This is a genomic window from Archangium minus (assembly GCF_044360475.1).
Classification (GTDB): Bacteria; Myxococcota; Myxococcia; order Myxococcales; family Myxococcaceae; genus Archangium; species Archangium minus.
Window position 1 is genome coordinate 7,347,263 of record NZ_CP043494.1, and the last position, 18,878, is coordinate 7,366,140.

The 18,878-nt window shown below is 65.6% G+C and carries 19 protein-coding genes and 1 pseudogene; 11 read left to right on the forward strand and 9 right to left on the reverse strand.

The window, feature by feature from the left end; all coding sequences use genetic code 11:
- Positions 1-3: 3 nt before the first annotated feature.
- The gene (locus F0U60_RS29790; RefSeq protein ID WP_395804685.1) at positions 4-1,326 is read left to right on the forward strand and encodes a serine hydrolase domain-containing protein; all 1,323 of its coding nucleotides are present in this window, start codon (positions 4-6) and stop codon (positions 1,324-1,326) included.
- A gap of 62 nt (positions 1,327-1,388) precedes the next feature.
- On the opposite strand, the gene F0U60_RS29795 is transcribed toward F0U60_RS29790, so the two are convergent.
- Positions 1,389-2,654, reverse strand: coding sequence for a hypothetical protein (locus F0U60_RS29795; RefSeq protein WP_395804687.1), 1,266 nt, complete (start codon positions 2,652-2,654; stop codon positions 1,389-1,391).
- A gap of 304 nt (positions 2,655-2,958) precedes the next feature.
- Here F0U60_RS29795 and F0U60_RS29800 point away from each other — a divergent pair, with 304 nt between their 5' ends.
- A complete protein-coding gene (locus F0U60_RS29800) occupies positions 2,959-4,467 on the forward strand; it encodes a B12-binding domain-containing radical SAM protein (RefSeq protein ID WP_395804689.1) in 1,509 nt (502 codons plus the stop codon).
- A gap of 176 nt (positions 4,468-4,643) precedes the next feature.
- Here F0U60_RS29800 and F0U60_RS29805 read toward each other — a convergent pair whose 3' ends face one another.
- The 4 genes from F0U60_RS29805 to F0U60_RS29820 form a co-directional block, all read right to left on the reverse strand.
- Positions 4,644-5,177 (reverse strand): lasso peptide biosynthesis protein, encoded by a 534-nt coding sequence (locus tag F0U60_RS29805; RefSeq protein WP_395804691.1) that lies wholly within the window; start codon positions 5,175-5,177, stop codon positions 4,644-4,646.
- The gene (locus F0U60_RS29810; RefSeq protein ID WP_395804693.1) at positions 5,174-5,452 is read right to left on the reverse strand and encodes a PqqD family protein; all 279 of its coding nucleotides are present in this window, start codon (positions 5,450-5,452) and stop codon (positions 5,174-5,176) included. The genes F0U60_RS29805 and F0U60_RS29810 overlap by 4 nt, the downstream gene beginning before the upstream one ends.
- A complete protein-coding gene (locus F0U60_RS29815) occupies positions 5,430-7,064 on the reverse strand; it encodes an asparagine synthase-related protein (RefSeq protein ID WP_395804695.1) in 1,635 nt (544 codons plus the stop codon). The genes F0U60_RS29810 and F0U60_RS29815 overlap by 23 nt, the downstream gene beginning before the upstream one ends.
- 267 nt (positions 7,065-7,331) lie before the next feature.
- Entirely contained in the window at positions 7,332-7,508 is a 177-nt protein-coding gene (locus tag F0U60_RS29820; protein WP_395804697.1) for a hypothetical protein, read from the reverse strand.
- A 213-nt stretch (positions 7,509-7,721) separates the two neighbouring features.
- On the opposite strand from F0U60_RS29820, the gene F0U60_RS29825 reads away from it, so the two are divergent.
- Positions 7,722-7,940 carry a hypothetical protein gene (locus F0U60_RS29825; protein ID WP_395804699.1) on the forward strand — a complete coding sequence of 73 codons (219 nt, stop codon included), beginning with the start codon at positions 7,722-7,724 and terminating at the stop codon, positions 7,938-7,940.
- Positions 7,941-8,021: 81 nt separating this feature from the next.
- Here the strand turns inward: F0U60_RS29825 and F0U60_RS29830 are convergent, their stop codons facing one another.
- The 3 genes from F0U60_RS29830 to F0U60_RS29840 all read right to left on the reverse strand — a co-directional run bounded on the left by F0U60_RS29830 (position 8,022) and on the right by F0U60_RS29840 (position 9,096).
- Positions 8,022-8,333 (reverse strand): hypothetical protein, encoded by a 312-nt coding sequence (locus F0U60_RS29830; protein WP_395804701.1) that lies wholly within the window; start codon positions 8,331-8,333, stop codon positions 8,022-8,024.
- A gap of 251 nt (positions 8,334-8,584) precedes the next feature.
- Complete coding sequence (locus F0U60_RS29835) at positions 8,585-8,680, reverse strand: transposase (RefSeq protein ID WP_395804703.1); 96 nt, start codon at positions 8,678-8,680, stop codon at positions 8,585-8,587.
- 92 nt (positions 8,681-8,772) lie between these two features.
- On the reverse strand, positions 8,773-9,096 hold the full coding sequence (locus F0U60_RS29840; RefSeq protein ID WP_395804705.1) for a transposase: 324 nt from the start codon (positions 9,094-9,096) through the stop codon (positions 8,773-8,775).
- Between the two features lie 907 nt (positions 9,097-10,003).
- Here F0U60_RS29840 and F0U60_RS29845 point away from each other — a divergent pair.
- From F0U60_RS29845 to F0U60_RS29865, 5 genes and pseudogenes are all read left to right on the forward strand, one after another.
- Entirely contained in the window at positions 10,004-10,501 is a 498-nt protein-coding gene (locus tag F0U60_RS29845) for a hypothetical protein (protein ID WP_395804707.1), read from the forward strand.
- A gap of 49 nt (positions 10,502-10,550) precedes the next feature.
- Positions 10,551-12,038, forward strand: a complete 1,488-nt coding sequence (gene istA / locus F0U60_RS29850) for an IS21 family transposase (protein ID WP_395804709.1) — start codon at positions 10,551-10,553, stop codon at positions 12,036-12,038.
- Positions 12,035-12,862, forward strand: a complete 828-nt coding sequence (istB, locus tag F0U60_RS29855) for an IS21-like element helper ATPase IstB (RefSeq protein ID WP_395804711.1) — start codon at positions 12,035-12,037, stop codon at positions 12,860-12,862. The genes istA and istB overlap by 4 nt, the downstream gene beginning before the upstream one ends.
- 235 nt (positions 12,863-13,097) lie before the next feature.
- Complete coding sequence (locus F0U60_RS29860; RefSeq protein WP_395804713.1) at positions 13,098-13,562, forward strand: DUF6310 domain-containing protein; 465 nt, start codon at positions 13,098-13,100, stop codon at positions 13,560-13,562.
- Position 13,563: 1 nt separating this feature from the next.
- A pseudogene (locus F0U60_RS29865) lies at positions 13,564-14,323 on the forward strand (DUF5953 family protein).
- Positions 14,324-14,465: 142 nt separating this feature from the next.
- On the opposite strand, the gene F0U60_RS29870 reads toward F0U60_RS29865, so the two are convergent.
- Entirely contained in the window at positions 14,466-16,481 is a 2,016-nt protein-coding gene (locus F0U60_RS29870; RefSeq protein ID WP_395804715.1) for a DUF2075 domain-containing protein, read from the reverse strand.
- A gap of 640 nt (positions 16,482-17,121) precedes the next feature.
- On the opposite strand from F0U60_RS29870, the gene F0U60_RS29875 reads away from it, so the two are divergent.
- Genes F0U60_RS29875 through F0U60_RS29885 form a run of 3 tightly spaced genes read left to right on the forward strand, consistent with a single transcriptional unit; the run spans position 17,122 to position 18,664 of the window.
- Complete coding sequence (locus tag F0U60_RS29875) at positions 17,122-17,907, forward strand: hypothetical protein (RefSeq protein WP_395804717.1); 786 nt, start codon at positions 17,122-17,124, stop codon at positions 17,905-17,907.
- A 3-nt stretch (positions 17,908-17,910) separates the two neighbouring features.
- Positions 17,911-18,540 carry an ankyrin repeat domain-containing protein gene (locus F0U60_RS29880; protein WP_395804719.1) on the forward strand — a complete coding sequence of 210 codons (630 nt, stop codon included), beginning with the start codon at positions 17,911-17,913 and terminating at the stop codon, positions 18,538-18,540.
- 1 nt (position 18,541) lies between these two features.
- The gene (locus F0U60_RS29885) at positions 18,542-18,664 is read left to right on the forward strand and encodes a DUF5953 family protein (protein ID WP_395804721.1); all 123 of its coding nucleotides are present in this window, start codon (positions 18,542-18,544) and stop codon (positions 18,662-18,664) included.
- Positions 18,665-18,878: the final 214 nt, after the last annotated feature.

Here is an 18,878-nt window from a genome sequence, read left to right on the forward strand (position 1 = left end):
ACGATGCAACATCATGAGAATGATGCGGCGCACGCGAGGGTCGGCCGCCGGAGCGTACTCATGGGCGCCGCGGCGCTCGGGGCGTCGGTTGTGTGGGGTTGCACCCGGTCGGGAAAGAGGGACGCGGTGGCCGAGGATGGGTTTTCCCAGGAAGGGCTCGACCGCATGCGCTCGATCATGGCCGCTCATGTCGAACGCGGCGAACTGCCGGGCCTCGTCACGCTGCTCAGCCGGGGCGATGAGGTGCACGCGGACGCGTATGGCCTGCTGACCTTCGGCGGCGCGGCCCCGATGCAGCGCGATACCCTCTTCCGGATCGCCTCGCTGACCAAGCCGGTCGCGGGGGCCGCGACGATGATGCTGGTGGAGGACGGAAAGCTCCGCCTCGACGAGCCGGTGGACCGGCTGTTGCCCGAGCTCGCCAACCGCAAGGTGCTCAAGCGCCTCGACGGCCCGGTGGATGACACCATCCCCGCCCACCGCCCAATCCTCGTCAGCGATCTGCTGACGCTGCGCATGGGCATGGGAGCCATCTTCGCACCGGGCGACTATCCCATCATCCAGGCCATGATCGACCAGGGCGTCGCGGTCGGCCCCGAGTTGCCGAAGGCCCCAAGCCCGGACGCGTGGATCCGCGCACTGGGCTCCCTGCCGCTGATGCATCAGCCGGGCGAGGCCTGGATGTACGACACCGGCATCACCGTCCTGGGCGTGCTGCTCTCGCGAGCTTCTGGCCAGGCGCTCGAGGACTTCTTCCGGGAGCGCCTCTTCGAGCCGCTGGGCATGAAGGACACTGGCTTCAGCGTTCCGGCCGACAAGCTCGACCGGCTGTCCACGTGCTACCAGCGCAATCCCGTGACAGGGCAGTTCGAGGTCTTCGACGCCGCCGGTCAGGACAGCCGGTTCAGCCACCCGCCGGGCTTCCCGTCCGCGGCGGGTGGCCTGGTCTCGACGGCCGACGACTACCTCGCCTTCGCCCGGATGATGCTGAACAAGGGGGAGCACGGCGGCAGACGTCTCCTCTCCGAGCGCTCAGTCGAGCTCATGACCACCGACCACATCACGCCTCAGCAGAAGGCCGTGTCGCCCTTCTTCCCCGGCTTCTGGGACAAGCGTGGCTGGGGCTATGCGCTCTCCATCGTCCACCAGCATGAGCCCGGGGAGCCTCGCGGCTTTGGCTGGGACGGCGGGTACGGAACGTCCTGCTATTGGGATCCCGAGACCGGTCTGATTGGCATCCTGATGACTCAGCGGCTGTGGGACTCCGCGACGCCAGCAGCCTCCGTGGACTTCTGGCGCTCCGCCTACGAGGCGCTCCCAACCTAGATTTCGTCTACTAGCCGGAGCCCGGACGTCCCTACGAGCCCGACGCAGACGGAATGAGGAAGTCAGTGACGCAGCAACCACGCCGCGAGCGGCTTCCAAGCGAGCGTCGGCGCGTCGGCCGCATACAGAAGGTCGCCGTGGCCGAAGTCCTCGGCGACTCGCTCTGGCCCGAACCGACGGACGACGAGCGTCGTGACGTCGGTCGACGACACCCGCGTCGTCGAGTACAGGCCGTGATCGCCGAACCCGCCAGCGGCACCGAGATAGAACAACGGGACGCGGATCTTCGCGAGCTCGGGCCGCGGTGTCGTGCCACACCAGATGTCATCGAAGTCCGCAGTCTCGCGCATCGACTGGTGCGGAGGCGCGCTGGCGAACCACGCGCTCACGATGTCCTCAGACGACTCGCGCAACCCCTCGACATTGCCATCGGCGTCGAAGATCGGCGCACTCAGGTGGTACAGCGGCGTGTACGGCGCGAGCAACCAGGTCATACCCGACAGCGTGAGCAGGACCCCGTGATTCGTATAGGACGGGAACAGGGGCGAGGTCTCATCGGGCGCGCTCCGAGCCAACTGGCCCGCCGTGATGAAAAGGCTGTTGCTGGAGTCGGTCACCCCCTGGGCCAGGGCGTCGCGTCCCGCTGCGGCATTGGCGCACGCCAGCTCCCGCAGGTCGGCATCCTCGGGCGCGATGTCGTAGTAGATGTCGAGCGCGGCGATCGCCGAGATGTGGCGGCCATCGGCGGCGGCGTACGCGTAGGTGAGCTGGGCGCCATGCGAGAATCCGCCGAGGACGATCCGACCCGGATCGCGGTCGGAGAGGGTCCGCATCACCCGCGCGAAGGCGAGCGCGACAGAGGTGTCTCCAATCGCCTGATTGACGCTCATGTCGCCCAGATCGGAGATATCACCGTCGTCGCCGGGCAGCGTCCAGCGCCGATCCACGCCCCATGCGTCGATGCCACGAGACGCCAGATACGGGGCGAGCCCCGGGGCCGACGACGCGGGATTGCCGAGCGACGGCACGAAGTTCGTGACGAAGTTGGCGAAGTCTCCGTGCAGCAGCATCACGGCCTGCCGGGTTGGACGCGGTCGCCACGGCGAGAGCTCGCGGACGACGCGGTGGATGCGCAAGCGTGCGTTCGGCGTGGAACCAACGCGAATGTCGTATTGATAGTGATAGATATCGTCGGTGACGTGCTCGCGCTTCACCGCTAACGGTGTGCCGACGGACGCGAGCTGTTCAGCTTCGATGCGAGCAAGGGGGGATGCGAGCGCGGGCGCGCACGCGACGAGCACGGCGATTGCGAGGCCAATACGAAACATGGCGTAAGCTCCTGAGACGGAGCCGGTGTCGATCAGGAATGAGGCAGATCGATCCCGGATGGGGGGGTAGCACGTCATTCGTGAAGAGCCCCTGGATTGACGGCTCTCGGGGTAATTAACGGGCAAAGTCCCCCGACATATCGGCAGGCCGCACCCAATTCGCCGCTCGGCGGCGCGGCTGAGCCCTTCCACGCCATTGAGAGTGACCGCTCAGCCTCGTCTTACGACCGCTCACCCGGGGTCCCCCGAATCTCTGACTGCCGGCCCGTAGCCTGCTCCCCGTCATCTCCCAGGGAGGACGCGGATGGATGCGAGGCCTGTCAGACAGTCGAACCCGATGCAGGTGGCCCCGGTGCTGCCCCCAGCGCGCAAGGGCACCCCGATACCGCGCACGGTGCTGTTGGTGAATCCCTTCTATCCCAAGGACGTGAACGCGAGCTTCGGTAAGCACGTGCTCACGCCTACGCTCGCGCTCACCAGCCTCGCCGGAGCTACGCCCCCCGAGTGGCGCGTGCGCTACTGGGACGAGAACCTGCTGCAAGGCGCCCCGCCCATGGAGGAGGTGCCGCAGGTGGTGGGCATCAGCGTGCACCTCACCTTCGCCCAGCGCGCCTATGCGCTGGCCGCCTGGTTCAAGGCGCACGGCTGCATCGTGGTGATGGGTGGCCTGCACGCCCTGTCCTGCCCGGACGAGGTCCAGGCGCACGCGGACTCCGTCTGCGTGGGCAACGGCGTGCCCGTCTGGCCGAGGATGCTGCGGGACATCGAGCGCGGGGAGCTCAAGCCCCGCTACAGCGCCGAGTACCGCGACTACGCCGCCGACCCTCCGCCGGACCGGAGCATCCTGCCGGACTACGGCTTTCTCACCCCCGCCTCGCTCATCGCCACGCAGGGTTGCCACAACCGGTGTGACTTCTGCTACCTGGCCACGGGCGACACACGCATCAAGTACCAGATGCGCACCCCGGCCCTGGTGGCCGAGGACTTCCGCGCCACGGGCGCGCCCTATGGCGTCTTCGTCGACAACAACCTCGGCTCGAGCCGCCGCTACCTCCGCGAGCTGTGTCAGGCCCTGGCCCCGCTGGAGAAGATCTGGAGCGCCGCCGTCACCCTGGATGTGACAGACGATCCCTCCCTGGTGCGGGAGATGGCGCTCGCCGGGTGCACGGGTGTCTTCATCGGCTTCGAGAGCCTGACCGACGACAACATCCGCGCGGCGGGAAAGAAGAGCCCGCGCGCCGAGGACTACGCGCGCCGGGTGGAGGTGTTCCACCGCAATGGCATCCAGGTGAATGGCAGCTTCGTGCTGGGCTTCGACCACGATCGGCCGGATGTCTTCGAGAACCTGGCGCGCTGGATCGAAGACACTCGCCTGGAGTGCGCCACCTTCCACATCCTCACGCCCTATCCGAACACGCCGCTGTTCCGCCGCATGGAGGCCGAGGGGCGGCTGCTGCACCAGGACTGGGCGCTCTACGACACGGCGCACTGTGTCTTCCGCCCCAAGCACATGAGCCCCGAGGAGCTGGAGGCCGGCTATGCGTGGATCTACCGGCGGCTCTTCTCACTCTCCTCCATCTGGGCGCGCAGGCCCCGCCAGGCCAGCGCCGTGCTGCCGTACCTGGCGATGGCGCTACTCTACAAGCGCAGCAACTTCCTGTGGCGCTTCCTCATCCGCCACCGCCTCACGCACAAGGTGTGGTCGCCGCTGGTGCACCTCACCCGCCTGCGCCACCTGCGCTACCGCCGACGGCTGGCGCGCGAAGGCTCGCTGCCTGGGCACATGGTGTCCCCCATCCGTCCCAGCGTGTAGCGCTCCCGTTCCTCGGAGAGCGAGCAGTGTCGGACGGTCCAGTAACACGCGCGTCGTGACCCAGCACCCCGCAATGCCCGCCGCCGCCCCTCCCGAGATTTTCGCTCGTTCGGTTCGGCCAGCGCGACGAGTACGCGAGTATCGACGAGGAGCTGACGGAGGCCAGGCTGCTCTCCTCAGCACCGCTCCGGGTTTCCGCCGCCCTTGCGAGCGGCGATGGCGTCAGCGGAAACCCGCTGGAGCACCTTGAATCCCTGCTTGACCGCGGGAGTGTCATTGAGCACCTCGCCGTGGAGTTCAGCCCAGGAGTGGAAGCTGTACTCTGGGTTGCTCGAGCAAAGCTCGCGCGTCACCGTGACCTCGCAGGGCAAGCCCAGAGCGGAGAGGTAGACAGCGAGCGAGAACGAGCGAGGCAGACAGAGCCCATTGGGCTCCAGGAGCCGCAGGACGAGCTGGCTCCACAGGATCTCTTGGCGGGCGAGGCGGATCGCAGCGAGTGGCGGAAGCGCGGCGTAGCGGTCACTCCCCGGGACAGGGCGCAACCGCTGTAGGTAGCGAGAAGCAGGTCCCCAGCCTTGCTTTCGAAGCATCCGCAGGGCGCGGGCGGTGTGCGCGGCGGCTCGAACCCGCAGCCCCACGGGAACCGGAGACGGCTCTGGGCCATCGGAGCTCGCGAGGAGGAAGGCCCAGTCGGGGGCTCCATTCCTCATACTGACCTCGTCGCGCTGGGCAGCAAGAGCTCGCGGGCGCGGAGCTCCGTGACCAGTCCCTCGAGGCCGGTGCGCAGCGTGTCGGCGCTGCCGTCGATGCGTTCGACAAGGTGCGCTACGACTTGCTCGATAGTCTCGCATGCCAGCGCGGCCTGGAGCATGAGCGTGGCCGTGACGTTGAGGTTGAAGTAAACGCCAGCGCGCGTGTCGAGGATGAGCCCCGCTCCATCGGTGGCGTCGAAAATGGCATGGTTAGCTAGCGAAAGCAGGGGCATCTTGGGATCCTTTCCACGCTGTGCCGAGTCTCTGTTCCATGCTCCGGAGGAACAACTCGACCATGGCCGAGCAGATGAGGGCTTCGGCGTTGCGCCGGACCGACACGGGCTGACCAAGCGTCTCGGCCAGCAGCGCCGGGTTCACCATGCCCGTTCGGACGAGGTGGGACCCCGGACTGCCGATCAGCTCGCGTAACGGCTGCGAATAACGCAAGGCGTACCGCTGCGGCGGCGAGTTCAGCCACGATCGCCCTCCGCGGCGCCAGATGAGCTCCGGCAGCCGACGGGCCAACATCATCCGCAGCACCGGCTTGTCGATCACCCTTCCTTGAAATGGAATACATCTGTAAGCGTTGGGCAAGCGCATCGACAGCCGACGCAATTCCTTGCTGCCCATCGGCGAACACAGGAGCACGCCGCGCGGCCGGAACAGGGTCAGATCCATGGTGGCTTCCTGGACCATGAAGTTGAAGTCGACCTTCTCCTCGCTCATGCCGAGCATGGGGACGAGAAAGTCGCTCCGGCGTGCGTTTTCGCCGATCGGCATGCTGCCTTCGAGCAGGGAAGCGTTGGATAGACAGCTCTTGAGAATGCTCGGCAATTGCCAGCGCGAGGACAGCACTCCACACAGCATCTCTTGCTTCTCGCGCCAGCGCACGTCGCCCAACAGAATGTCCCTCACGCCGTAGCGCAGCGGGCCAAAGAGAATATCGCCCTCCCGTCCCGTGAGCAGGAATCTCACGCCGTCAGCTGCGACTCGTTCGGCGGCTTGCTCAAGGTGGCGGTACCCCGTGTGACTGTAGGGGTGCGGGAACTCCCAACTCCTGGAAAGATAGCCCTCACCATTGTCGGTCAGGATCGACACGAGCGGGACGTTGAGATGCTCGCACACGGCGCGCGCGTAGCTCGACTCGTCGGCGAGCTGATCATCGGTGCTCAGATGGTAGGCAATCACATCCGCCCCGGCATCCACCAGCGCGGTGATCACGGACGAGGAGTCGATGCCGCCACTGAGCAGCACACCGATTCGCCCGCTGCCCGCATAGGGACGCGCGGCATCGAGCAGCAAGTCATAGGCAATCTCAGCGTACTCAGGGAGCGTGGTGCGGCGCGGCAGCGCCATCGGGGTGATCCGATCGTACTCGACGGCGGTCGTGCGGTGCTGCTCGAGGACCACCACCTGGCCCGGCCGGACTCGCTCCATGGAGTGGTAGATGATGGGCCCTTCGCCCCGACAGCAGCGCCAGATCGCCGCGCGGTCGATCTCCGCGTCCGGATCCTCGATCAAGTCCGCCGGATTGGTGGACCATCGAACCGCGTCTCCAGAACGCTGGAAGAAGATCGTGCTGCTGTTGCCCATGATGCTCTTGAACAGATAGATTTTCTTCGGGGTCACCAGGCACCCGACCAGCTCGCCGGCTATCTGCCCTAGCTCCTCGTAACGTCCATTCACCAGCAGGTCGCGAATCCGGGCCGCCAACTCGGCGGTCGCCGGTTCGGCGAGGGCACCAGACAGTAACACATGCTCATTTTCGGCTGGGGAGGGCAGCGCAGCGCCCGACCCGCGCGGATTCAGCCACTGCTGGGCGTAGCACCCCTTGCGAGCCGTCACCCGTGCAGGCTCCGAGACGCCCCGAAGCCGGATACCATTCGGGGCATCCGAAAAAACGACTTGCCCGGAACAGCCTGTGTAGTCTCCGCTGATTTTACTGCCATGTACCATAACCGCACCTTGAAACTGCCGGATCCGAGCCATTCATCCAGCGAGCTGTGTTCGCGGTCTCAACACACCAGCGTCGACCCGGGGCCCCTTGATCTTCACTGAATGGTTCGATCGTCTACGACGGCTCGCTACAGTGCCTACACTGTCTGCGCGCTGCTAGATGATGTTGCCGTGCGCTAACAGATCAGGCACGCCGCGGAAGAGGAGTGCCGTGAGGTGTTCGACCTTTCCCATGGCGGTCAACACGGGCGGCTCGTAGGCCACCCTTTCGTTCAGCGTCACAATCTGCTCATTGCACTGATGAAACTGCCCGTTCTTCGGATTGGCGTTCATGATTCATTCCTCCTTCGGTTGTTGCTTCACGTGAACTTCGAGAGCACCACAAACAGCTCCAGACGTGCGCATCAAGGATTCATGGCTCGGATCCGTTAGCGCTGACAATGTCATTTCTTTCGATGGGTTCGGCTGTCCTCCTGTGGATAATACAATCCACTACACTCTTTTCTTTCCTCCGCCTTCTGCGTCCAAGCGCTCTGCGCGCGGTGGGTGCAATTGCTCGAGTGCCGCGCCCCGCTGCTGCAACTCGAGGGCAAGCCGGTGTATGTCGTGGACGGGTTGGTGTCAGCCAAGGCAGGAAAGAAGACGCCAGGAGTGAAGGCGCTGCACCATGCCTCGGAGGACACCAACAAGTCAGAGTTCGTCATGGGCCATCTCTGGGGCACGTTGAGGCTGTCCCCATACGCCTGGCCATGCGGGACAGACTGAAGTCCTCGCCTTCAGCCAGCGTCGGAGCCTGCGTGGGCAGTCCCAGGTGCGCCAGGATGGCGCGCACCCCACCGGGTGCCGTCACGTACGCCAGCACCCGCCTGAGGCCTCCACACAGGGGACAAGCGAAGACATCAGCGCGAAGTGCGGCGCAGCAGCCCAGCCCAATCGCGACGTGCGCTCCTTCGGCGGCTCCACCCTCGCCGCTGTCTCTGGCGGCGGGCTTGCCTCTTGCTGCTTCGGCTCTGCCTCCACTTGAGGGAGCGGCCACTGCCGAAGCGGCGCATGGCACGGCTGATGATAGGTCGTCAGAACGACGAGCGAGGCGGCGGCGGTCGGGGTGATCACCCCGAGCAGGGTCACGGCCAGGCGGCTGAAACAATTGAGACTCATGGCACCTCCAGGCGGAGGGATCAGCCACCACGCGGGACGAGGCGAGAGCTGCGGACGTCCACGTGATTCCCCCTCCGGAGTCACAAGGGGCGCGGTCCTTCCGCGCCTTACCTCTTTGATCAACAGAAGGATGTATCGTACCCATCCGGAATTTGACGGATTGCTCCAGCACAGGCCCGCTCCTCTCCTGGCGCCAGACATTGTGCGCTCGTGCGGACAAGGCCGCGGCCAGGGCCTCGTTCTCCACCCGGTTACAGCTCGCGGATGAAGTCCATGGCTTGCTGGGCCTCGGGCGCAACGGGGAGCGCCTTGAAGAATTTCCTGCGTGCGTGTGACCAGCAGCCCACCTGCGCGCGGCCTTGGGGTATGCCCGCCCACCATGAGCGCTCCCGGAGTGCCGCCCAGCACCTCCACGAGCGTCTGTCCGCTGCGGTTCGGGCTAAAACGGTAGCCGCTGACAGGATTGTCTCCCCTCGTCATCCGCGAGGAATATCCACAGGTAGCCCTGGCGCGTCTTGCGTGGCACCTGCTCCTTGAGAGGTGTTTCATCAGCCTGCACCACCCGCTGGGCGGCAATCTTTTCCAGCAGCCAGTCGGCCAGCGGAGCCACCTCCCGGCCTGCCAGGAGGAGGAGGTCCGTCAGCGTGATTGCGCGCCATGGGCACCCCTTGCCTCTCAGTGCCCTAGCCAGCCGGTGTAGTGGCAGGGAGTCGGGTGCGGTGGGTGCTACTGAAGGATGCCGCTCTGCAGTGTCAAAGGGCACGGCGGCAAGGCCTGCGGGGTGGGCAGGTCGAGGCCGTGTCGTTCATTCAGTTCTTCGACTCGGCGTTGCAGGTAACGCCGCACTTCCACGCAGGGGCCTGAGGATACGCTACAGGCCTACCGAGCGCACTCGCGACCGCCTTCTCGTGGCGTACGAGCGCGCGATGGCGGACATGCCTCGATCGGATCGACGCTCGACCTCCGTACGACGTACGGGGTGGTACGATTTTATCACTTCGCCGGAGCCGCTCCCGCTGCCGTACCGCTGCTGTTGTTGCCCGGCAGGACGTCAGCTTTTCCATTTCTTCGGGATGTCGATCGTGGGTGGACGGCGATCCATCTGGCCGTCCGTCAGCCGGAGAAGATAGCCAGTGTCAGCGTGCTCGAGCCGATCCTGACCTCTAACAACCTCTCTGAGGAAGCGATCGTCCGAAGCCTCCCGGCGAGCGCGCGCTGGTTCCCCAAAGCGTGGCGCGACGGCCTTGCCTGCTGGACGGCGAACGGGGCGCCGGTCAAGGACCTACCGGTGGCCGTGATGATCGAAGCCGGCATGCAGTCATATGCGTCGAAGCTCTCGGGTCCGGTCCGAATCACCGAAGAGCGTGTAGCGCCCCCGTTCACCAGCGGACGCGGACTCACACTCCACACGGAATAACAGCCGGGCACCACCTTGTCGGTCTTCAGCAGCCGGCTGCCCGCGACAAAGGCCCGGATCCCTCCGGGAGAGAAAAAGATGAGGCCCTCCTCGTACCGTCCTGCGAAGCTGGGATCGTGCTGCCATACTCCCCAACGGGTCCGACTTGAGCCTGCCCCTTCGCTTGATGAAGGACGTGACGATGCGCTTGCTAACTTGGAGCGCGCTCCTGGTACTGCTCACAGCCTGCGCTAGCGCGCCCGCCCCGCGGTCGATGCCACGGTCCCATGCCTTCGCGTCGACTCCCACTTCGAGCCCGCGCATCCGGCTCGTTTCCGCGCCGATGGAGCCTGCGCCGGAACGGTCGCGGATTGGAAGGGCGGACCTGGACAAGGCCAGGGCACTGCTGTCTCGGGCGCGCAAAGACATCGAGCCGCGTCAGTGGGAACAGTTGGACCGCAAGCTCACCGCGGCGGAACGGGCCTTCGAACGCTTCTCCCGCGCCGCGAGGACGAGCGGGCAAGTCGCAGAGGTGGCGAGGGGAGCCGAGGGCCTCGCCCAGGCTGGACGCGCAAGCGAGGCCCCTTTAGCGCTCTCCAGGGTGGGCCTGGTGCTCGTGGCCCTCGTCCTGCTCTGGCCCTCCAGCACCGCCGGGCCGGAGTCTGATAGCCGCCCGCCCTGGGTCGACGCTCAACGGGAGTTCGAGGTACAGCTGCTCAGCGACAACTACACCTCCCCATCAACGACAATTACACCTCCCCATCCAGAGTGACGGCAGCCGTCGGTAGAAACCCGGTGACTCCGGAGGTTCGGATGGACGGGTGAGGACGACGGATGCCCAGGTGAGGAAGCTGATGGAAGAGATGGCGAAGCACGGTCGCCTCGGGCTGGCGTCGGCCCGGGCGGGGATGGACCGCAAGACGGCACGCAAGTACGTGAAGGAGGGGAAGTTCCCCTCGGAGCTCAAGCAGGAGCGCACCTGGAGGACACGGGAGGACCCGTTCGAGGAGCAGTGGGACAGCCTGGCCGAGCGGCTGAAGGAGGCGCCGGAGCTGGAGGCCAAGACGCTCTTCGAGGAGCTGTGTGCTCGCGAGCCGGGCCGCTACAAGCCGGGGCAGCTGCGCACGTTGCAGCGGCGAGTGCGCCAGTGGAGAGCGCAGCAGGGACCGGAGAAGCAGGTGTTCTTCGCCCAGGAGCATCGGCCCGGGGAAGCGATGCAGACGGACTTCACCTGGGCCAAGGAGTTGGAGGTGACGGTGGGAGGCGAGCCCTTCGCGCACCTGCTGTGCCACCCGGTGCTGCCCTACTCCAACTGGGAATGGGCGACGGTGTGCCACTCGGAGTCCATGGCGGCCATCAAGCGAGGAGTGCAGGCGGCCGTCTTCCGGCTGGGGAAGGTGCCGCGCTACCACCAGACGGACAACTCCACCAGCGCCACGCACGACCTGCGCAACGGCAAGCGGGGCTTCAACGCCGAGTACCTCGCGCTCATGAAGCACCTGGGCATGGAGCCGCGCACCATTGAAGTGGGGAAGAAGGAGCAGAACGGGGACGTGGAGGCGCTCAACGGCGCGCTCAAACGCCGGCTATTGCAGCACCTGCTGATGCGCGGCAGCCGGGATTTCGAGAGCGCCGCGGCGTACGAGAGCTGGGTGCAGAGCGTGCTGGAGAAGGCCAACCGGCTGCGCGGCGCGAAGGTGGAGGAGGAGCTCGCGGCGATGAGGCCGCTGTCGGTGCAGCGGCTGGTGGAGTACAGCGAGCTGGAGGTAGTCGTCACGGCATGGAGCACCATCCGGGTGCAGCACAACACGTACTCGGTACCCTCGCGGCTGGTGGGCCAGCGCGTGCGGGTGCGCGTGTACGACGACAGGCTGGAGGTGCTGCACGCGGGAAAGCCGCAGCTGGTGGTGGACAGGCTGGTGGGCCGCAACGGACACCGCATCAACTACCGGCACATCATCTGGTCGCTGGTGCAGAAGCCAGGGGCCTTCGCGCAGTACCGCTACCGGGAGGACCTCTTCCCCTCGCTGGTATTCCGCCAGGCGTATGACGAGCTGCAGCGGGTGCACGAGGGGAGAGCCGCGGATGTGGAGTACCTGCGGATTCTTCACCTTTCGGCCTCCACGCTGGAGTCCCAGGTGGAGCAGGTGCTGACGCGACTGCTGGCCGAGGGCGGACTGCGCGGTGCCGAGCAGGTGAAGGCGCTGGTGGCGCCAGCCAGGCCCGAGGTGCCCGAGCTGGCACAGCCCGAGGTGGACCTGAGCAGCTATGACGCGCTGCTGGTGGCGCAGCGGGAGGTGGCCTCATGAGCACCACCTCCACGTCCCTGCGAGCAGCGGCGAGCGCCGCCGACGAGCAGCAGCAGACGCTGGCCATGCTGCTGCGAGCGCTGAAGCTGCCTGCGTTTGCAGCCCACCACGAGGAGCTGGCCAGGCGCGCCGGGCAGGAGGGATGGACGTGCCCGCACTACCTGCGCCAACTGGTGAAGCTGGAGCTGAGCGAGCGCCGGGGCCGGCGGATAGAGCGACTGCTCAAGGCCTCGGGGCTGTCCACGGACAAGACGCTCGCCACGCTCGAGCAGGAGAAGCTGCCGGCCAAGGTGCGCCGCCAGCTACCGGCCCTGTGCGAGGGCGGCTTCGTCGAGCGCGCGGAGAACGTGCTGGCCTTCGGGCTGCCGGGCCGCGGCAAGACGCACGTGGTGAGCGCCATAGGCCACGAGCTGGTGCAGCGCGGTTACGAGGTGCTCTTCATCCCGGCGGTGCTGCTGGTGCAGCGACTGCTCTCGGCCAAGAAGAGCCTCTTGCTGGAGAAGGAGCTGCGGCGGCTGGACGGGTACGACGCGGTCATCATCGACGACATCGGCTACATCCAGCAGGACAGGGAGGAGATGGAGGTGCTGTTTACCTTCCTGGCCCAGCGCTACGAGCGCAGGAGCGTCCTGATTACGAGCAACCTGGTGTTTTCGCAGTGGGACCGAATCTTCAAGGACGCGATGACGACGGCGGCGGCGATTGACCGGGTGGTGCACCACGCGCTGATTCTGGAGCTCACCGGGGAGAGCTACCGCAGCGAGAAGGCCAGGAGCCGGGAGACGGCCGACAAGGCCCCGCGCAAGGCGCCCGGGGACGAGTAACAGCCTGTCCACAGGTTTTGAGTCTCCCCCCGGCCCCCCTCATCCACAGCCCTGCCCACAGCACAGGAGGTGACCGACCCAGAGGCTTCGATGGACGTGACGACGACTACGGCGACGACGAAGTGAACGCAGTCAGGGCATCAACCCGATGGGGAAGTGTAATTGTCGCCAAGGGGAAAAAGTAATTGACGCTGGGCAACAGCTGCGGGACATCTCGGAGGCCTCGCGGCAGCTCATGGTGGAGATTGAAGTCCAGCCTCGTGCGGCGAAAGCACCGGCTCGGGAGACCTCGCCGCAGAAGCAGCCCGCGTCCGCCTTCACGCAGCAAGATGACCCGAGATGCAAGCCCATCCCCTTGCCGCGCCACCTCGGCGGGCATGACCCGCACAATGAATGCGCCGACACGATGCCGGGCAACACCTTCCCCGGCGGGGATGTGTACGTGAATGGGAAGAACTTCGATGCGCTGCAACTAGCCACGCGCACGTTGTGGGACGTCAAGACGGATGACTTTGAAAAGCAACCGCCTCGCTCTCAAACGTTCTTTGTCAGGATGAAACTGCCGGAAATACAGCGGGAGCGAGAACTCGCCAAAGCCTGCGGATATCGCTTTGTCGTTGGCATGCGCAGCAAGGCGCACAAAGAAGCTCCGCTCAAGGCAGATAATACCCTTGATGTGGTGGTCATGGATTGGTGTTGAAATGTCAGACAACAAAATTTCTTTCACCCTCGGCGTCTACGCGCCTGTGCTCATAGACAACGACAGCCGCCCTCTCGCCGTCGCTCATGGTCTGGAACGAGCGCTCCCCGGTTTGCGCCTGGGGTGGACGATGACAGAGGCGGAAGGACTTATTCCATTGCCGCAGCGAGATGAGTGGGTCAGGACACAGAAAATGGCAGACGGGGGCCTTCCGTTCCTCTGCAACGACGACGAGAACCATGTCGTGACGCTTACCGGCTGGGAGATACCTGCGGGGCAGTGCCCGGGCAACCAACCGCAGCTTAAAGTCTCCGCGAGCCTGCCAGTTGACGAGACTGTTATCGCTGCCGCAGTGGACATATTGGAGGGAGTAGCGGAGGGCGCGCGCGTTGTGGGGCCATTTAACGCCGGATAGCGTAATGCTGGACATTGCGGACCAAACGGGCCCGAAGCTGTATGGGCCTGAAAAGCCGCCACGGGGGCTGCCTGCAATCAAGTTCCCAGAGGAGATCCCTTCGCCTGAGATTCCCGAGTTCTTTGGGTGGTTGAACTACTGGTCAGCCGCTGCCGCAAGCGCCATCGGCTTCCCGGACCCGGCCCGCGACGCGGACCTGCTCTCGCGGGCGCGGCGCACTGAGAGCGGCGGGTGGGTTGTCCGGCTCACCGGTGCACCGCTTGACCTGGACAACCCCGCCCACCTGGACACGCTCAAACGGGCCTACGAGCGCTTCCCAGACATCGGCGGGCGCTCCACCCCTTGAGGCTCGGCACTGCTCGCGGTGGCCGTGCTCAGGGCGCCACCGAGGAAGGTGTCAAATCAAACGATTCGTAGAGCGGGAGTCGTTGGAACGATTGCTTTGACACCTTCACCGGACACTCGAACGCGCGGCGGCGTTGACCGAACTACACAGCATGGCGCGCGCTCGACATCGCGTCGTCGTGCCGGCCCAGCTCACCGATGCCGCAATCAAGCAGGAACTCGTAGATGGCGTCGTACAACGCGGGCTCACGGGTGGCGTCTAGCGGGTCACCTTTCGGTACGAAGATGACCATGCCTTGCCGTGCTCGGGTTAGGAGCACTCTATAGCTGTTCGCGACGTAGTTCTGGCGCTGCGGGTCGGAGACACTCTGCCAGGCGGTACCCTTGAACGCCGCGGCCTTCCATGCATCCGAACCACGCCTGAGGTTCAGGTCCCAGCACACGCAAGCCCAATCGAGCTCCAATCCCTGCACGTCGAATTCCGTGCCCACGTCCTCGAGCGCGTCCGACGCGCGAACGTCGGTGCTCGGGGCCAGAAACCACAGGGGAGGGTTGATCTTGGCCTTCACGTACACTCCCTCCGGTTTCAACCGGAGCGCGTTCGAGGATGCGAGCAGCCCGGCGCGCTCGTTGGCCCGTCGTTGCGAGCGTAGCCACGTACGCGCCGCGGCGACGTCGCGGGTCACCAGCACTGGGTAGTTAATCAGCGCTTCGGCAAGCTCCCGAGCACGAGCAGCGTCGCCTTCGATGAGTGCCCCGACGAAGTTCGACACGTGTTCGGCGCGGAAGGAGCGAACGGAAACCGACAGGTGTAAGTGCTCGCTCTTGTGCAGCTGAAGACGCGCCAGCGCCTTTTCGGCCGCGCCAGTGAGCATGTACTCGGGGCCGAGAATTTGCTCGGGGAGGTGCACGTCCCAGGTGGGGAATGACGAGGCGAGCGCTTCTAGCCACTCGGCAAGACCCGCTTCACCCGTGTTGATCTCCTGTCCGCCGCCGATGAGGCACACCACAGTGCACCAGTCCTGGTGCCGATCCATCACCGACAGCAAGAACTCGGGTTCCGACATCGCGAAGCCCGCGCGCCCGCGCTTCTGCCGCATGAAGGCACTGGCTTGTTCGCGCCCCCAGGCGCGTTGCGCCTCGTCGAACACCACCACCTTCTCCACGGGCGGGAGATCGCTCTCTAGGTTGTCGTCCCGGAAGTGGTGGATGTTCTGAATGAAGGCGCAGGCCTTCTGGTACTCGGCCTCACCCGTGGGCCGTTCAGCGCGCGGCAGGTGCCGCGTACGCTCGAGGGCATCGAGCTTCAGGGCTTCGCGAAGCACGTCGACGAGCGGGCCGTTGCCCGACAGGAACACCGCGTGCTCATCGTCGTGCGCCTTCATCCGTTCGTTCGCGATGTTGAGACCGGCGAGCGTCTTTCCCGATCCGGGCACGCCGGTCACGAAGCAGATCGTTTTGCGGCCGCGTGCCTTGGCGTCATCTATCACCCGACCGATGTACCCAGCCGTCTCCGTGAGGTTCTCGGCACCAGCTTCCGATCGCGAGATCTCCTCGACGCGATGGCCGCGATAGAGCGCCTGAGCCGCCTCGATGATGGTCGGTGTCGGCTTGTACCGGCCGGCCGCCCAGACTCTGGGCTCTAGGGTGTCACCTCCGAACCGATCCGCGACGGTCTTGATCACATCGAGAAGCCCCGACCGATTGGCCAATGCGGGCTGCATCACGCCGTCGTCACTCCATACGAGCGAGAGCGTCGTGTCGGGCGCGTCACTGGCCACCAGGACTGGAACGATGCGCGCGTCGTGGCTCGCCTCGTGGAAGTTCTTGAGGTCGAGCGCATAGCCAAGCGCCTGGTCGATCGCAGAGCGCCCGAATGTGCGCTCGCCTACCTTGTACTCGAGCACGAAAACCAAGCCCCGGTAGAGCAACACGACGTCAGCACGACGCCCCATTCGAGGGATGGTGAACTCGAAGAAGACAAAAGCGTCGGGTAGCGCCGCGGCGAGCTCGCTCAGGTGCCTGATCTCGAACAGCCACGCTTCCCGCTGGGTCACCTCGAGGTTGAAGGGGAGGCGCGCCGCGAGGGCACCGAGCACCGCCGACGTCGGCGTCGCCGCCAATTCGCGAGTCCAAGCCGCGTAGTACGAGCGTTCCATCCCCTTAGGCGTAGCAGGTCATTCGAGGCTCTGCATCTGGGGCACACTATGACCTTCGGTATGGCCCGCCTTTACGCAAAGCAGCTGATTTAACGCGGCCTGAAAACACCGAGGCCGGAAACCCCTGATTGCTCAGCGGCTTCCGGCCTTGGCTTTTGTGTCCCCGACGGGATTCGAACCCGCAGACGAGGCGATAGAAAACCCCAAGCAGGACGCGCTGTTACCCGCTGCTGGTACCACTACCGCCCTGGGAGCCCTCCACAGGCCCGAGCTGCGGCTGACGTGTGCCGCTCCCCCCGCGTGCTCGTCCCTTGCTGTCGGTGCGCGCTGTCAGACTCCGAACGGCCCCGCCAGGACCCGCTAGGTCCTGACTCGATTGGAGGACTTAGCCATGCGTTTCCGAGCGTGCATCGCAGTTCTGATCTTTCTCTCAGCCTGCGCTAGCGCGCCTACCCCGCAGTCGATGCCGCGGCCCCACGCCTTCGCGTCGACTCCCACTTCGAGCCCGCGCATCCGGCTCGTTTCCGCGCCGATGGAGCCGGCGCCGGAACGGTCGCGGATTGGAAAGACGGACCTGGACAAGGCCAGGGCACTGCTGTCTCGGGCACGCAAAGACATCGAGCCGCGTCAGTGGGAGCAGTTGGACCGCAAGCTCACCGCAGCGGAACGGGCCTTCGAGCGCTTCTCCCGAGCCGCGAAAGCGAGCGGGCAAGCCGCCGAGGTGGTGAGGGGGGCGGAGGGCGTCGCGCAGGCGGGACGCGCCAAGACGTTGGCTGAATTCCTCCCCCGGGTGGGCCCGTTGCTCGTGGGCCTCGTCCTGCTCTACCCCTTCAGCACCGTCGGGTCGGAGATCGACCGTCGCCCGGAGTGGGTCGACGCTCAGCGGGAGTACGAGGCGCGGCTGCTGGACGTAGCGGAGGAGTCGCGGCGGCTCATAGAGGAATTTGAGCGTCAGGAATCAGAGGAGGTCGTGCCGGACGTTGATTCGGACCCGGTTGCGGCGGTCACGGCTCCCACCCATTGGCGGAAAAAGACCAATCCGGCGACGGGTAGGAACTACACCAGCGTGGAGGAGTACGACCGGGTCCCCCGCCACGCGGATCAGACCTGCAAGAACAGCCGGCTCGACGAGCTTCAGGAGGAGAAGGATCTGCTCAACCGGTCAGTCCCACCCCTCGATCCGAAGTCGCCCGGATCATGGAACGATAAGAAGATGGCCAAGGTGCCGTGCTCTAGGATCCGGCAGCGTCTTGAAGCTCAGAAAAAGCTCCTGGAGAAGCGGTGGCAGATTCAGAAAGAATGCTTTGGAGGTAAGCCCGACCCGAGCCATGAAAACGCAATCACCGAAGTAGAGAAGGCCTTCGCGAATACCAGGAAGCTTGAAGACCAGAATTGCGCCCCTGGTCATCCGATGGCGCAGCTATGAGTTATGTCGAAAGAACTCTTCGCAGCGATCGAACAGCACGATGCGTCCCGGGTCAAAGCGCTGCTGGCCGGTGGTGCCGATCCGAACGAGCCGCAGGCGCAGTGGCCGGGTTTGCGTCCGCTGCATGTGGCCATCAACGAACTCGCAGAGAGAGGCGGGCTCGACGTGCTCATGGCGCTCCTTGAACACGGCGCGGACGTCAACGCATGGAACGTCGGGCGGGACGTGACCCCCTTGTTGGTGGCGGTCTTCGAAGGCCAGCAGGCGGCAGTCGAAGCGCTCCTGAAGGCGGGAGCTGATCCCAACGTGCGTAGCAGCGAAGGGGACACGCCGCTGCGGGCGTGCGCGGGCGTGGGCGATCTGGGCATCGCCTCTCTCCTCCTGGGCGCGGGGGCCGCTAGGACGATCAACGAATGGGGCGGGCAGGCCGGATACACTGCGCTCGGGCTTGCGGCATCGCGGCTGGACATCCCGATGATGAGGCTGCTTCTCGACGCGGGCGCCGATCCAGAGGCCCCGGACGAGGACGACCGGCCCGCCCGCGACCGCCTGCCGCCGCGCGGTGCATCCGATTCCCAACTATGGGACGCCGCGTTCGAACTGCTCCGGGGAGCGCAGGGCCGCAACCCGTAGAATGTGGGGCGCGCACCTCCGGCTCACCGATGCGCCGCTCGATCTCGACAACCCCGCCCACCTGGACGCGCTTAAACGGGCCTACGAGCGCTTCCCTGAGATCTACGGGCGAGCCACCCCTTGAGACTCGGCGCGGCTCGCAGTGGCCGTGCTCAAGGTTCCGCCTTCGGGCTCACTGGGAAGGTGACGTTCCCGAGGGTGAGGGTACGCGGCCCGCCTGCCTCCCACAGCTTGAGGGTACAGGGGCAGCCAAGCTGCTCCGGTGCTTGCGGCCCACCACCATGTCGCGCAGCCAAAATACCAGGGAGACCGCACAGGCGTACACGCGCACTGCCCGC